At 70.5% G+C, this 13,261-nt stretch carries 9 protein-coding genes; 5 read left to right on the top strand and 4 right to left on the bottom strand.

Annotation, left to right across the window (positions count from 1 at the left end; genetic code table 11):
• The first annotated feature begins 9 nt into the window (after positions 1-9).
• Positions 10-1,245 carry a DUF5005 domain-containing protein gene (locus tag RFN52_RS33430; protein WP_184851930.1) on the top strand — a complete coding sequence of 412 codons (1,236 nt, stop codon included), beginning with the start codon at positions 10-12 and terminating at the stop codon, positions 1,243-1,245.
• Here RFN52_RS33430 and RFN52_RS33425 read toward each other — a convergent pair.
• Positions 1,181-2,194: a bile acid:sodium symporter family protein gene (locus RFN52_RS33425; RefSeq protein WP_184854124.1), complete on the bottom strand. Its 1,014-nt coding sequence runs from the start codon at positions 2,192-2,194 to the stop codon at positions 1,181-1,183. The two genes, RFN52_RS33430 and RFN52_RS33425, sit on opposite strands and share 65 nt — an antisense overlap.
• Before the next feature lie 160 nt (positions 2,195-2,354).
• Between RFN52_RS33425 and RFN52_RS33420 the strand changes: the two genes are divergently transcribed.
• From RFN52_RS33420 to RFN52_RS33410, 3 genes are all read left to right on the top strand, one after another.
• The gene (locus RFN52_RS33420; protein WP_184851928.1) at positions 2,355-3,233 is read left to right on the top strand and encodes a LysR substrate-binding domain-containing protein; all 879 of its coding nucleotides are present in this window, start codon (positions 2,355-2,357) and stop codon (positions 3,231-3,233) included.
• A 300-nt stretch (positions 3,234-3,533) separates the two neighbouring features.
• Complete coding sequence (locus RFN52_RS33415; protein ID WP_184851926.1) at positions 3,534-5,360, top strand: AMP-dependent synthetase/ligase; 1,827 nt, start codon at positions 3,534-3,536, stop codon at positions 5,358-5,360.
• A gap of 157 nt (positions 5,361-5,517) precedes the next feature.
• Positions 5,518-6,309, top strand: a complete 792-nt coding sequence (locus RFN52_RS33410) for an aldo/keto reductase (RefSeq protein ID WP_184854123.1) — start codon at positions 5,518-5,520, stop codon at positions 6,307-6,309.
• Between the two features lie 72 nt (positions 6,310-6,381).
• On the opposite strand, the gene RFN52_RS33405 is transcribed toward RFN52_RS33410, so the two are convergent.
• From RFN52_RS33405 to RFN52_RS33395, 3 genes are all read right to left on the bottom strand, one after another.
• A complete protein-coding gene (locus tag RFN52_RS33405; RefSeq protein ID WP_184851924.1) occupies positions 6,382-7,083 on the bottom strand; it encodes an SDR family oxidoreductase in 702 nt (233 codons plus the stop codon).
• A gap of 104 nt (positions 7,084-7,187) precedes the next feature.
• Positions 7,188-8,084, bottom strand: a complete 897-nt coding sequence (locus tag RFN52_RS33400) for a class I SAM-dependent methyltransferase (RefSeq protein WP_184851922.1) — start codon at positions 8,082-8,084, stop codon at positions 7,188-7,190.
• A 130-nt stretch (positions 8,085-8,214) separates the two neighbouring features.
• A complete protein-coding gene (locus tag RFN52_RS33395; protein WP_184851920.1) occupies positions 8,215-9,927 on the bottom strand; it encodes a glycoside hydrolase family 6 protein in 1,713 nt (570 codons plus the stop codon).
• A gap of 401 nt (positions 9,928-10,328) precedes the next feature.
• Here RFN52_RS33395 and RFN52_RS33390 point away from each other — a divergent pair, with 401 nt between their 5' ends.
• Positions 10,329-13,247 (top strand): glycoside hydrolase family 48 protein, encoded by a 2,919-nt coding sequence (locus RFN52_RS33390; protein ID WP_184851917.1) that lies wholly within the window; start codon positions 10,329-10,331, stop codon positions 13,245-13,247.
• The last annotated feature ends 14 nt before the right edge of the window (positions 13,248-13,261 follow it).

Genomic DNA, 13,261 nt, shown 5'->3' with positions numbered 1-13,261 from the left:
TCACACGGCGTGCCCGACGACTCAGGAGCATTACGAGCACGACAGCGCACGGGAACCGGGATCGGCCTGCTGCTGGTCCTGGTTCTCGGCGCCGCACTGCTGATCGCCCTGCCCGGCGACGACGGTCCGGACGACGACGCCTGCCGGGCGCTGACGGTCGGCTCCTGGAAGGCGGACGACGGCCTCACCGCCGAGTTCGCCCGCTACGGCGACGACGCGGGCCGCACGGACGACTGGACCGGCGGCGACGGCACCCACTCGGTGCGACTGCCGGACGGCCGGGTGCTGTGGCTGTTCTCGGACACCTACCTGGGCCGGGTGTACGGGCCGCCCAACCCGCACGGCGAGTCCTACGCCTGGCGGGACGCCGGCACGCCGCTGGTGCGCAACTCCGCCGTGCTGATGCGCGACGGCCGCCTCGAATCCACCCTGCCCGCCCCGCTGTTCGCCGACCCGGCACCGAACCAGTGGCGCTGGCCGGTCGCCGCCCGCGTCGAACCCCGCTCCCCCGGCTCCTCGGAGCGGGTCGTCCGGGTCCTGCTGTGGGTGCGCACGGCGGGACAGTCCCCCTGGATCTACGGCGTGCCCACCGCGACCGAGGTCGCCACCCTTTCGCTTCCCGGGCTGCGCCTGGAGTCGATCACCGAGGTGCTCGACCAGCGGCCGGTCGCCGACCCGTCCCGGCGGGTGCTGTTCGGCACCACGCTGGTGGAGGAGGGCGGCTGGACCTATGTGTTCGGCGGCGACGACGGCCGGCCCGCCGCCCGCCCCGTCTCGCACGCGTACGCGGCACGGGTCCCCGAGGGCGCGCTCGCGGACCCGGCGGCGTGGCAGTACTGGAGCGGCTCGGCCTGGGTGCCCCGTGCCCGGCCCCGGCCGGTGCTCGGGGACGGGCGGCGCAGGGGCGTGGGCAGCGCCTTCTCGGTCGTCCGGGACGGCAGCACGTACGTACTGTTCACGATGGCCGCCGGCCCGAAGGGGCTGACCACCGTGGCGTCCTACTGGGCCTGCTCCCCCGCCGGGCCGTGGCACGGTCCGGCGAAGGAGTTCAGCCCGCCGCTGCCGCAGGGGCAGGTGGCCGCCTACAACCCGCAGGCGCATCCGGTGCTGAGCGGTCCGGGACGGCTCGTCCTGAGCTACGACGTCAACTGGCTGGAGATGACGGGCGCCGCCGCCCAGCTCAGCCGGAACGTGTCCCTGTACCGACCGCGGTTCGTGTCGCTGCGGCTGGCTGCGGCGCGCTGACCTCCGCCGCCGCATCCCGCGCGCGGCGCTTGGCGATCACCGCGCCCACGATCAGCTGCATCTGGTGGAAGAGCATCAGCGGCAGCACGGCGAGCGCGGCCTGCGCGCCGAACAGGACGCTCGCCATGGGCAGCCCGGCGGCCAGGGACTTCTTCGAGCCGGCGAACTGGATCGCGATCCGGTCCGCCCGGCCGAAGCGCAGCGCCTTGCCGCCGTACCAGGTGAGCAACAGCATCACGGCGAGGATCACGGCCTCGACGACGACCAGGCCGCCCAGCCGGGCGGGGCTGACCTGGTGCCAGATGCCCTGGACCACGCCCACGCTGAACGCGGTGTAGACGACGAGCAGGATCGAGCCGCGGTCCACCAGGCCGAGGACCTGCTTGTGGCGGGTGACGAAGCCGCCGATCCAGCGCCGCAGCAGCTGCCCGGCGAGGAAGGGGACCAGCAGTTGCAGCACGATCTTCAGCAGCGAGTCGGCGGAGAACCCGCCCCCGCTGCCGCCCAGCAGCGACGCGGCCAGCAGCGGGGTGGCGACGATGCCGACCAGGGAGGAGAAGGAGCCCGCGCAGATCGCGGCGGGCACGTTGCCGCGGGCCATCGAGGTGAAGGCGATCGACGACTGCACGGTCGACGGGACCAGGGTGAGGAAGAGCAGGCCCTGGTAGAGCGGGTGCGTGAGGATCACCGGCACCAGCCCGCGGGCCGCGAGTCCGAGCAGCGGGAAGACGAGGAAGGTGCAGGCCAGGACGGTGACGTGGAGCCGCCAGTGGCGCAGCCCGTCGAGCGCCTCACGGGTGGAGAGCCGGGCGCCGTACAGGAAGAAGAGGAGGGCGACCGCGGCCGTGGAGGCGCCGGAGGCGACGTCCGCGGCCGGCCCGCGTGCCGGGAACAGTGCGGCGAGGCCCACCGTCCCGAGGAGAAGCAGGATGTAGGGGTCGATCGGCATCCAGCTCGGCCAGCGCAGGCGTTTCACGGTGCTCCACTTGCTTGGTACTTCGGTCGGTCCGGGGCCGGAGCGGCCCCCTTCCATCGTGCTCCCCGACCCGGCGATCGGGAATCCCGTACACGGCTCTCACTGTCATCACGTTCCGCGATAACCTGACGGCATGTACGACCCGTCCCAGCTGCGCACGTTCCTTTCGGTGGCGCAGACGCTGAGCTTCACGCAGGCCGCGCGGCGCCTCGGGCTGCGGCAGTCGACGGTCAGCCAGCACGTGCGGCGGCTGGAGGACGCCGCAGGGCGGACGCTGTTCACCCGGGACACGCACTCCGTGGAGCTGACGGAGGACGGCGAGGCCATGCTCGGCTTCGCGCGCCGGATCCTGGAGGTGCACGAGCAGGCGGCGGCGTTCTTCGCGGGCACCCGGCTGCGCGGCCGGCTGCGCTTCGGCGCCTCGGAGGACTTCGTGCTGACCCGGCTGCCGGAGATCCTGGAGGGCTTCCGGCACGAGCACCCGGAGGTCGACCTGGAGCTGACGGTCGAGCTGTCGGGCACGCTGCACGAGCAGCTGGCCGCCGGGAAGCTGGACCTCGTCCTGGCCAAGCGGCGGCCCGAGGACCCGCGGGGCGAGCTGGTCCGGCACGACCGGCTGGTGTGGATCGGCGCGGAACGCCTCCGGCTCGACCCGGACCGCCCGGTGCCGCTCATCGTCTACCCGCCGCCGGGCATCACCCGCGCGCTCGCCCTGGAGGCCCTGGAGCGGCAGGGCCGGCAATGGCGGGTGGTGTGCACCAGCGGCAGCCTCAACGGCCTCGTCGCGGCGGCCCGGGCCGGCCTCGGCGTGATGGCGCACTCCCGCGGCCTCATCCCCCCGGGGCTGGTCCGGGTCCCGGACCGGGCGGGGCTGCCGGAACTGGGTCAGGTCGACTTCGTGCTCGTCCACGGCCGCCGCCGGTCCTCCGCCCAGGGCGCGGCGGACGCTCTGACGGCGGCGATCCTCGCGGGCGGGGACCGGCTGCACCGCACCGAGCGCAAGGGGCTGTGACGAACCGGAGTGACACAATCCGCCGCTGTCCCGCTGACGGAAGAGGGCCCGCTCAACGGCCCGCCGCGCCGCGGCCGCGCTCGTACAGATTCGGTGGAGATTACGGCACCGAAACTTACTCAACCGTCAGGATTGTGTCCGACCCTTCCCCATGTGAGCGCTTTTTCCCACGCTGACCAGCGCGGACCAGAGCGATGCCCGCCTCCGCGCCCCCTCCCGCCCCCTGTCCGGGTGGGGTAGCTTTCACGGCGCTGTGCGGGACGTCACTCGACAGGAGCGCTGAGGAGCGGGGAGCGGGGTTTGCGCGAGTTCACCATCCCTCCGTTGGCGTTGGCACCTCCGGTGGGCGGTCTGGCCGACGTGGTCTTCGAGCATGCCCAGGAGGACCCGCTGCACATCGCGCTGGGCCGCAAGGACGAGTCCGGCCAGTGGCGGGACGTCACCAGCGCCGAGTTCCGCGACGAGGTGCTCGCGCTGGCCAAGGGCCTGCTGGCGAGCGGCATCCGGTTCGGCGACCGGGTCGCGATCATGTCCCGCACGCGCTACGAGTGGACCCTCTTCGACTACGCGCTGTGGACGATCGGCGCCCAGGTCGTGCCGGTCTACCCCACGTCCTCGGCCGAGCAGTGCTTCTGGATGCTGTACGACGCCGAGGTGACGGCCGCGGTCGTGGAGCACGAGGACCACGCGATGACGATCGCCACCGTCATCGACCGGCTGCCCCAGCTGCGCCGGCTGTGGCAGCTCGACTCCGGCGCCGTGCACGAGCTGTACGACGCGGGCGCGCACCTCGACGACGAGATGGTGCACCGCCACCGGCAGGCCGTCACACCCGACTCGGTCGCCACGATCATCTACACCTCGGGCACCACCGGCCGCCCCAAGGGCTGTGTCATCACGCACGGCAACTTCATGTACGAGGCGGACACCGTCATCGAGCGCTGGGAGCCGGTGTTCCACTCCAAGCGCGGCGACGAGGCGGCGACCCTGCTGTTCCTGCCGCTCGCGCACGTCTTCGGGCGGATGGTCCAGGTCGCGGGGATCCGCGGCAAGGTGAAGTTCGGCCATCAGCCGCAGCTGAACGCGGCGGCCCTGCTGCCCGACCTGGCCGCGTTCAAGCCGACGTTCTTCCTGGCCGTGCCGTACATCTTCGAGAAGGTGTTCAACGCGGCCCGCCGCAAGGCCGAGAAGGAGGGCCGCTCCGGCCCCTTCGAGAAGGCCGTCGAGGTCGCGATCAAGTACGCCGACGCGCTGGAGGCCAAGGCCTGGGGCACCGGTCCCGGCCCGTCGGCGGGCCTGCGCATGCAGCACCAGCTGTTCGACAAGCTGGTCTACGGCAAGATCCGCGCCGCGATGGGCGGCCGCATCAAGCACGCCATGTCCGGCGGCTCGGCGATGGACCGCCGGCTCGGACTGTTCTTCGCCGGCGCGGGCGTGCACATCTACGAGGGCTACGGCCTGACGGAGTCCACGGCCGCCGCGACCGCCAATCCGCCCGGGCGCATCCGATTCGGCACGGTCGGGCAGCCCATCCCGGGCATGACCGTGCACATCGCGGACGACGGCGAGATCTGGCTGCACGGCGAGAACGTCTTCCAGGGATACCTCAACAACCAGAAGGCCACCGACGCCACCCTGCACGACGGCTGGCTCGCCACCGGCGACCTCGGCGCGCTGGACGAGGACGGCTTCCTCACCATCACCGGCCGCAAGAAGGAGATCCTGGTCACTTCCGGCGGCAAGAGCGTTTCGCCCGGGGTGCTGGAGGAACGCGTCCGGGACCATCCGCTGGTCAACCAGTGCATCGTCGTGGGCAACGACCGCCCGTACATCGCCGCCCTGGTCACCCTCGACCAGGAGGCCGTCGAGCACTGGCTGGCCATGCGGGCCAAGCCGCAGATGTCCCCGGCGGAGCTGGTGCGCGACGCGGATCTGGAGACGGAGGTGCGCCGCGCGGTGGTGGCCGCCAACACCCTTGTCTCGCAGGCCGAGTCGATCCGCACCTTCCGCATACTGGCCCAGCCGTTCACAGAGGAGCACGGGTTGCTGACCCCGTCCCTGAAGCTGAAGCGGAAGGCGATCGAGAAGGCGTACGAGAACGAGGTCGAAGCGCTCTACCGGGCGTGACATGTGCCTCGCGGGGCAGGTGTGGCTTCGGAATTCTCCCGTCAGGAATGCATCACCGCCCGTGATCGTTGACGATGGGAGTACACCTGACCACTTACCGAAGGATCGAGAGCTCGTGAGCAAGGTCCCCCCGATCATCCTGAACAACGGCGTCGAGATGCCCCAGCTGGGCTTCGGCGTCTGGCAGGTGCCGGACGACGAGGCCGAGACGGCCGTCGCGACGGCGCTGGAGGCCGGGTACCGCAGCATCGACACAGCGGCGATCTACGGCAACGAGGAGGGCACCGGCAAGGCCATCGCCGCCGCCGGTCTGCCCCGCGAGGAGCTCTTCGTCACCACGAAGCTCTGGAACGCCGACCAGGGGTACGACTCCACGCTGCGCGCCTTCGACACGTCGCTGGAGAAGCTCGGCCTGGACTACGTCGACCTGTACCTGATCCACTGGCCGACGCCGGAGCGGGGTCTGTACGTCGACACCTACAAGGCGTTCGAGAAGCTGCACGCCGACGGCCGGATCCGGGCCATCGGCGTCTCCAACTTCCTTCCCGAGCACCTTCAGAAGCTGATCGGTGAGACGTCGGTCGTCCCGGCGGTGAACCAGATAGAGCTGCACCCGCACCTGCAGCAGGGCGCCTCCCGCGCGTATCACGCGGAGCAGGGCATCGCCACGGAGGCCTGGTCGCCGCTCGGCCAGGGCAAGGGCCTGCTGGAGGTCCCGGCGATCGTGGCCATCGCCCGCAAGCACGAGCGCACCCCGGCCCAGGTCGTGCTGCGCTGGCACCTCCAGCTGGGCAACGTGGTGATCCCGAAGTCCGTGACCCCGTCACGGATCAAGGAGAACATCGACGTGTTCGACTTCAGCCTGGACGACGAGGACCTCGCGGCGATCAGCGCGCTGAACGAGGACCGCCGCATCGGCCCGGACCCGGCGGAGTTCAACGGCGCCTGAACCGCACCGGCGGCGCCCCGGCCCGGAGCCCCTCACGGGACCCGGGACCGGGGCGTCGTCGTTTCCGCCTCCTCAGACCGGCTGCCCCACGGGCCGTACCACCACCGTGTTGACGTCGACCCCGTCCGGCTGCCGCATCGCCCAGACGACCGAGTCGGCGATCTGGCCGGCGGTGAGGAGGTGGCCGGGCGGGAGGCTGCCGTAGGAGTCCCAGAAGGGGGTTTCCGTCCGGCCGGGCGCGACCAGGGTGACGCCCACGCCCCACTCGGTGACCTGCCGCCGGGTGTTCTCGGCGAGTCCGGTCACCGCCCACTTCGTCGCCCCGTAGAGGTTGCCGGGTCCGTGCACGAACCCGGCGACGCTGCCGACCAGGACGATCCGGCCGCGCGTCTCCTTCAGCGCGTCGACGGACGCCCGGATCAGCAGGGCCGGGCCGAGGACGTTCGTCAGCACCATGTCGGTCCAGCCGGCCGGGTCACCCTCCGCGACCGTGTCGTGGGTGGCGAAACCGGCGTTGGCGACGACCGTGTCGAGCCGTCCGAAGGTCTTCACGGTGGTGTCGACCGCCGCCCGGACGTCCTCGTACACGGCGGTGTCACCGACGAGCGTCAGCAGCCCGTCGGGCCGCCCCAGCTCCTCGGCGAACGCCCGCAGCCGCTCCTCCCCCCGCCCGGTGACGGCCACCCGGTGCCCGGCGTCCAGCAGTTGCCGGGCGACAGCGGCGCCGATACCGCTGCCCCCGCCGGTGATGAGCGCGACCTGAGAGTCGGACATGGATTCCCCCTGTGATCTGGGCCGGTGTGCGATGCCGGGGAGTCCATCACTTGGAGCACTCTCGAAGTCAAGGGCAGCCGTCTCGAAGTCAAGGCACGCCGTCGCTATGCGGGCCGGACCGCCGTGTGGACCGTGTGGGCCTCCAGGACGAACACGTCCGGACGGCGGTGCAGGCTCGCCTCGTCGTCCGGGTCGAGCAGGCGGTCGACGGTCGCCAGGTCCTCGGCGTCGAGCCCCTCGGCGAGCTTGTCGCGCATGTGCGACAGGGACGCCACGACATACGCACGCGCCCGGTCGGAGGCGGGCGCCGGGAGGTCGAGCAGGAAGCTGTGCGTCCTCGTGTGCTTCAGACCCGCGGCGGCCAGCAGGGCCGGCCAGTTCTCGGTCTCGGACACGTGCCCGGGCAGCTCGGTGCGCATCCGGGTGAACCACTCCGCCTCCACCGCGTCGATCCGCGCCTGGAGACCGGGCCGGCCGATACCGAAGTCGCGCGGCAGGAACCGCAGGGGCAGACCGCCCTCCATGAGGGCCAGCGTGCCGCCGGGCGCCAGCCGCTGCGCGAACGCGGCGAGCGCGGCCCGCTGGTCGCCGAGGTGGTGCAGACTGCGGCTGGCCCACAGCAGATCGGCGGGGTAGTCCAACTCACCCAGCACGTCGGGTAGTTCACCCGTGATCGTGCTGAAGCGGTCGGCGACCCCCTGCCGTTCGGCGCGTGCCCGGGCCCGCTCCAGCAGCCCGTCGGAACCGTCCACCGCCACGATCCGCGCGCCCGGGAACGTCTCCGCGAACAGACACGACACGACGCCCGGCCCGCTGCCCGCGTCGACGATCAGACCCGGTTCGGTCACCTCCTGGGCCAGCCAGCCCAGGGCCCGCTCGTACAGGGACGCGAACAGCTCCGCCGAAGCCTCCAGGGTCGGGCCCATCTCGGCCCAGTCGATGTCCGTGTGGCCGTGGTGGGAACCGTGGCCCCGCTCGTGGTCGTGGTGGTGGTGCGCCATGGTGGTCAGCCTCCCGCTCGGATGCGGTCAGCGTGCGACGGCGCACCGTGCGGAGGCCACTGCTGTTGCCGGTCCCGCAAAATCCGCCGGGGCACGGGCCCCGGCGGATCAGCGGTTCAGCACGGACGGGTCAGGACAGCGGCGGGTACGCGTTCTGCATCAGCTGCCGGAACTGGGCGGAGAACCAGTGCCCGGACACCGGCGCGTCCGGCAGGGCACCGGACATGTTGTTGTTGTTGCGCGGGTTGCCCGTGTAGGTCGGGTCGCACATGCGGTCGAAGCCCTTGCCCTCGTCGTTCGGGATGGCCTTGCTCGACCCGTCGGACTCTCCCGGCGGCTTCATCCACACGTAGGCGTCGATCCCGGCGGCCGGGGCCGCCTGCGGGCGCTCGCCGAGGCCGGCTCCGGACTGGTTGCACCAGTTGCCGGCGTTGAAGCGGCGGTCGTATCGCCCGCCGTCGACGTACGTGTCGACGCTCGTCGTCGCACCCGGTCCGGTGGGCCGTGCGGCACCACCCCAACCGTTGCGGGAGGTGTCGATCAGCATGCCGATGTTCGAGTTGAAGCCCACCGAGACCAGCTGGTTGCGGAAGGCCTGGGCGTAGGACAGCTCGTCGAGGTAGCGGTTCCAGTCGACCCACTTCGACTCGCGGACGGACTTGCCGGCCACGGTGTCGTTGATGGTGAAGTTGTTCTCCTTCAAAGCGCTGTAGTTCGCCGTGTTGGTGATGAAGCCGTGGACGTCGTTCACCGTGGCGCCCTCGGCGGTCGCCGCCTCCTTCATGATGGTGGCGGTGGGGCCGAAGTTGTCGTCCCAGCCGATCCAGCCGTGGTGTCCGGCGTCGACGTAGTTGTAGACGTTCGGCACGTCGCCGAGCTTGTTGAGCGCGTAGCCGACGCCCTTGACGTAGTTGCCGTTGGCCTTCATCACGTCGCACTGCGGGACGGCCGTCGGGCGGCTGCCGGTGTTGGTGACGAGGTTGGGCAGCGAGTCGATCTCGACCGTCGTGACGATTCGCAGCGAGGCGTACTTCGGGTCGGCGAGGATCGCCTTGATCGGGTCGATGTAGTCCGTCTTGTAGCGGCCGATCTCATCGGCCTTCAGCTCACCGTTGGAGGCGAGCGCGGAGCAGTCCCGGCCGGGCAGGTTGTAGATGACGAACTGCACGACGAGTTCGCCGGAGCCCTTCTGGCGCAGCGCCTCGTCGAGGTGGGCGCGCAGGCCCATCTTTCCGCCCGCGCCGTTGATGGCCGCGATCCGGTCCAGCCAGACTCCGGTCGGCTGGTTGGCGATCCGGCTGCCGCCCGGCTCGGCGGCGGCGTTCGCGGACCACTCGGGGTTCACGTACATCTTGGCGCCGCTGTACGGGTTGTCGACCCGGTTGGACGGCCCGCCCGGGTCCGGCGGATCCGTGGGGCCGCCGGACCCGCCGTCGACGTTGCAGGTCACGCCGTCGAGAGTGAAGGTGGCCGGGACCGCGTTGCTGCCGCTGTAGCTGCCCTGGAAGCCGAAGCTGACCGAACCGCCGGTCGCGAGCTGGGCGTTGTACGTCTCGTTGGCCGCGGTGACGGCGGCACCGCTCTGGCTCAGCTTGGCGTTCCAGCCGCTGGTGACCTTCTGGTTGCCGGCGTACGACCACTTCAGCGACCACGACGACTTGGCGGCGCTGTTGTTGGTGATGGTGACGGCGGCGGTGAAGCCGGTGCTCCACTGGTTCTGGATCTTGTAGTCGACGGTGCAGGGGACGGCGGCGACGTCGGCAGCGTCGACGGCGAAGGCGGTTCCGGTCGCTCCGGCGACCAGGGCCATGGCGGCCAGTAACGCTGTTCTCGTACGGCTCATGAGTGCGGGTTTCCCTTTCGGTGGTGGGGGTGTCAGCCGTTCAGGGCGCGCTCCGACAAGGACATGAGGAACCCGGCACCGGCACTCGCGCAGCCGGGGACGACCGCATGGGCGGCGGCTAAAAGTACTGAACGCGAGGGGTGTTGCATGAGCGACTCCGTGCAGGCCGGGTGCGTCGTGACGGACGCGTCGACTGATGGAACCGCTCCCACTGGTGTCAAGGAAGGTAGCGGCAAGTGTCGGCAAAGAACAGGGGAGTCACTGACTTTCGCTCAACTCCCGGCGTCGAATCTTTTCGACTCTTCGAGGGCCTTGACCGGTACCTGACCCCTCCGCACTATGGGAGCGCTCCCACTGGTTCAAGCCTTGACTTCTCCGAGCCGCAAGGAGGAACCAGCACCATGCATCCCCCACCCCGGAGACGCGGAGCGGTGCGGCGGCTGTGGACCGCAGCCCTCGCAGCTCTCGCGCTTCCGTTGACGATGCTCTCCTCAGGGTCGACTCCCGCGCAGGCGGCGGCACTTCAGTGCAGTGTCGACTACAAGACGAACGACTGGGGCTCCGGTTTCACGGTGGACCTGACCCTCACCAACCGCGGCACGGACGTCATCGACGGCTGGACGCTGACCTACGCCTACTCCGGCAACCAGAAGCTGGGCAACGGCTGGAACGGCGCCTGGTCGCAGTCCGGCCAGAACATCACCGTCAAGAACGCCTCCCACAACGCGCGGGTCGCCGCGGGCGCCGCCGTCTCCACCGGCGCCCAGTTCTCCTACAGCGGCGGCAACACCGCGCCGACGTCCTTCTCCGTCAACGGCACCCCCTGCACCGGCGCGCACCAGCCGCCGATCGCCGTGCTGACCAGCCCGAGCGCGGGCGCCGTGTACACCCAGGGCCAGGCGGTGCCGCTGGCGGCCACCGCCGCCGCCGCGGACGACGCCACGATCAGCAAGGTGGAGTTCTACGACGACACCAAGCTGCTCGGCACGGACACGAGCGCGCCCTACACGCTCTCCGTCCCGGACCTGACCGTGGGCAGCCACTCCCTGGTGGCGAAGGCGTACGACAGCATGGGCGCCTCCGCCGACTCCACCCCGGTCGGCATCACCGTCGCCTCCGGCCCGACCGTCGTGGCCTCGCCGCTCCAACTGGGCGTCCAGTCCGGCAAGTCGGGAACCTATGAGGTCAAGCTGTCCAAGCAGCCTTCCGCGAACGTCACGGTGACCTCGGCCCGCGCGAGCGGCAACTCGGGGCTCTCGGTCTCGGCCGGCGCCTCACTGACGTTCACGCCGCAGAACTGGAACACCGCGCAGAAGGTGACCGTCGCGGCAGCCGGCTCCGGTTCCGGGTCCGCCGTGTTCGAGTCGACGGCCGCGGGCCACGCCAAGGCCTCGGTCACCGTGACCCAGCTGGCGGCGGCGAAGGTCTACGACGCCCGCTTCCTGGAGCTGTACGGGAAGATCACCAACCCGGCGAACGGCTACTTCTCCCCCGAGGGCATCCCCTACCACTCGGTCGAGACGCTGATCGTCGAGGCGCCGGACCACGGCCACGAGACCACGTCGGAGGCGTACAGCTACCTCCTGTGGCTCCAGGCCATGTACGGCAAGGTGACGGGTGACTGGTCCAAGTTCAACGGCGCGTGGGACCTCATGGAGAAGTACATGATCCCCACCCGCGCCGACCAGCCGACCAACTCCTTCTACAACCCCGCCAAGCCCGCCACCTACGCCCCCGAGCTGGACACGCCGAACGAGTACCCGGCCAAGCTCGACACCGGTGTCGCGGTCGGCTCCGACCCGATCGCGGGCGAGCTGAAGAGCGCCTACGGCACGGACGACGTCTACGGCATGCACTGGCTGCAGGACGTGGACAACGTCTACGGCTACGGCAACTCGCCCGGCAAGTGCGAGGCGGGCCCGTCGGACACCGGCCCGTCGTACATCAACACCTTCCAGCGCGGCGCGCAGGAGTCGGTGTGGGAGACGGTGCCGCAGCCGACCTGCGACGCCTTCAAGTACGGCGGCAAGAACGGCTACCTGGACCTGTTCACCGGTGACGCCTCCTACGCCAAGCAGTGGAAGTTCACCAACGCTCCGGACGCCGACGCGCGGGCCGTGCAGGCCGCCTACTGGGCGGACCTGTGGGCCAAGGAGCAGGGCAAGGGCGGGCAGGTCTCCGGGACGGTCGCCAAGGCGGCCAAGATGGGTGACTACCTGCGCTACTCGATGTTCGACAAGTACTTCAAGAAGGTCGGCAACTGCGTCGGACCCTCGGCCTGTCCGGCGGGCACCGGCAAGGACGCCTCGTTCTACCTGATGTCCTGGTACTACGCCTGGGGCGGCGCCACCGACACCAGTGCCGGCTGGGCCTGGCGCATCGGTTCCAGCCACGCCCACGGCGGCTACCAGAACCCCCTCGCGGCCTACGCGCTCGGCAACTACGCGCCGCTGAAGCCCAAGTCGGCGACGGGCGCGGCGGACTGGGCCAAGTCCATGGACCGGCAGCTGGAGTTCTACCGCTGGCTGCAGTCGAGCGAGGGTGCCATCGCGGGCGGCGCGACCAACAGCTGGGCGGGCCGGTACGCGACCCCGCCCGCCGGCAAGTCGACGTTCTACGGCATGTACTACGACGAGAAGCCGGTGTACCACGACCCGCCGTCCAACCAGTGGTTCGGCTTCCAGGCGTGGTCCATGGAGCGGGTCGCCGAGCTGTACCAGCAGACGGGGAACGCGAAGGCCAAGACGGTCCTCGACAAGTGGGTCGACTGGGCGCTGTCCAAGACCACGTTCAACCCGGACGGCACCTTCCGGATCCCGTCGACGCTCCAGTGGTCGGGCCAGCCCGACACCTGGAACGCCTCCAGCCCCGGCGCCAACAGCGGGCTGCGCGTCACCGTCGCCGACTACACCAACGACGTCGGTGTGGCGGCCGCGTACGCCAAGACCCTGACGTACTACGCGGACCGCTCCGGTGACACGGAGGCCGCGGCGGCGGCGAAGAAGCTGCTGGACGGCATGTGGGCGAACCACCAGACCGATCTCGGGATCGCCGTTCCGGAGAACCGGGCCGACTACAACCGGTTCGACGACCCGGTGCACATCCCGAGCGGCTGGACGGGCACGATGCCGAACGGCGACGCGATCAACTCGTCGTCGACGTTCGACTCGATCCGGTCCTTCTACGAGGACGACCCGGCCTGGTCGAAGATCGAGAGCTATCTCGCGGGCGGTGCGGTGCCGTCGTTCACGTATCACCGGTTCTGGGCTCAGGCGGACATCGCCTTGGCCATGGGCTCGTACGCGGAGCTTCTCGAATAGCCCCCGCCGGGCGC

Origin of the sequence: Streptomyces collinus, assembly GCF_031348265.1 — a bacterium.
Taxonomy (GTDB): Bacteria; Actinomycetota; Actinomycetes; order Streptomycetales; family Streptomycetaceae; genus Streptomyces; species Streptomyces collinus.
Note: the sequence above shows the minus strand (reverse complement) of the source record. Positions and strands in the feature narration are given on the sequence as shown.

Bases quoted from the DNA above. Each gene is read 5' to 3' on its own strand.
- RFN52_RS33425 (WP_184854124.1), bottom strand. From the start codon at position 2,194: ATGCCGATCGACCCCTACATCCTGCTTCTCCTCGGGACGGTGGGCCTC.
- RFN52_RS33420 (WP_184851928.1), top strand. From the start codon at position 2,355: ATGTACGACCCGTCCCAGCTGCGCACGTTCCTTTCGGTGGCGCAGACG.
- RFN52_RS33410 (WP_184854123.1), top strand. From the start codon at position 5,518: ATGCCCCAGCTGGGCTTCGGCGTCTGGCAGGTGCCGGACGACGAGGCC.
- RFN52_RS33405 (WP_184851924.1), bottom strand. From the start codon at position 7,083: ATGTCCGACTCTCAGGTCGCGCTCATCACCGGCGGGGGCAGCGGTATC.
- RFN52_RS33400 (WP_184851922.1), bottom strand. From the start codon at position 8,084: ATGGCGCACCACCACCACGACCACGAGCGGGGCCACGGTTCCCACCAC.
- RFN52_RS33395 (WP_184851920.1), bottom strand. From the start codon at position 9,927: ATGAGCCGTACGAGAACAGCGTTACTGGCCGCCATGGCCCTGGTCGCC.
- RFN52_RS33390 (WP_184851917.1), top strand. From the start codon at position 10,329: ATGCATCCCCCACCCCGGAGACGCGGAGCGGTGCGGCGGCTGTGGACC.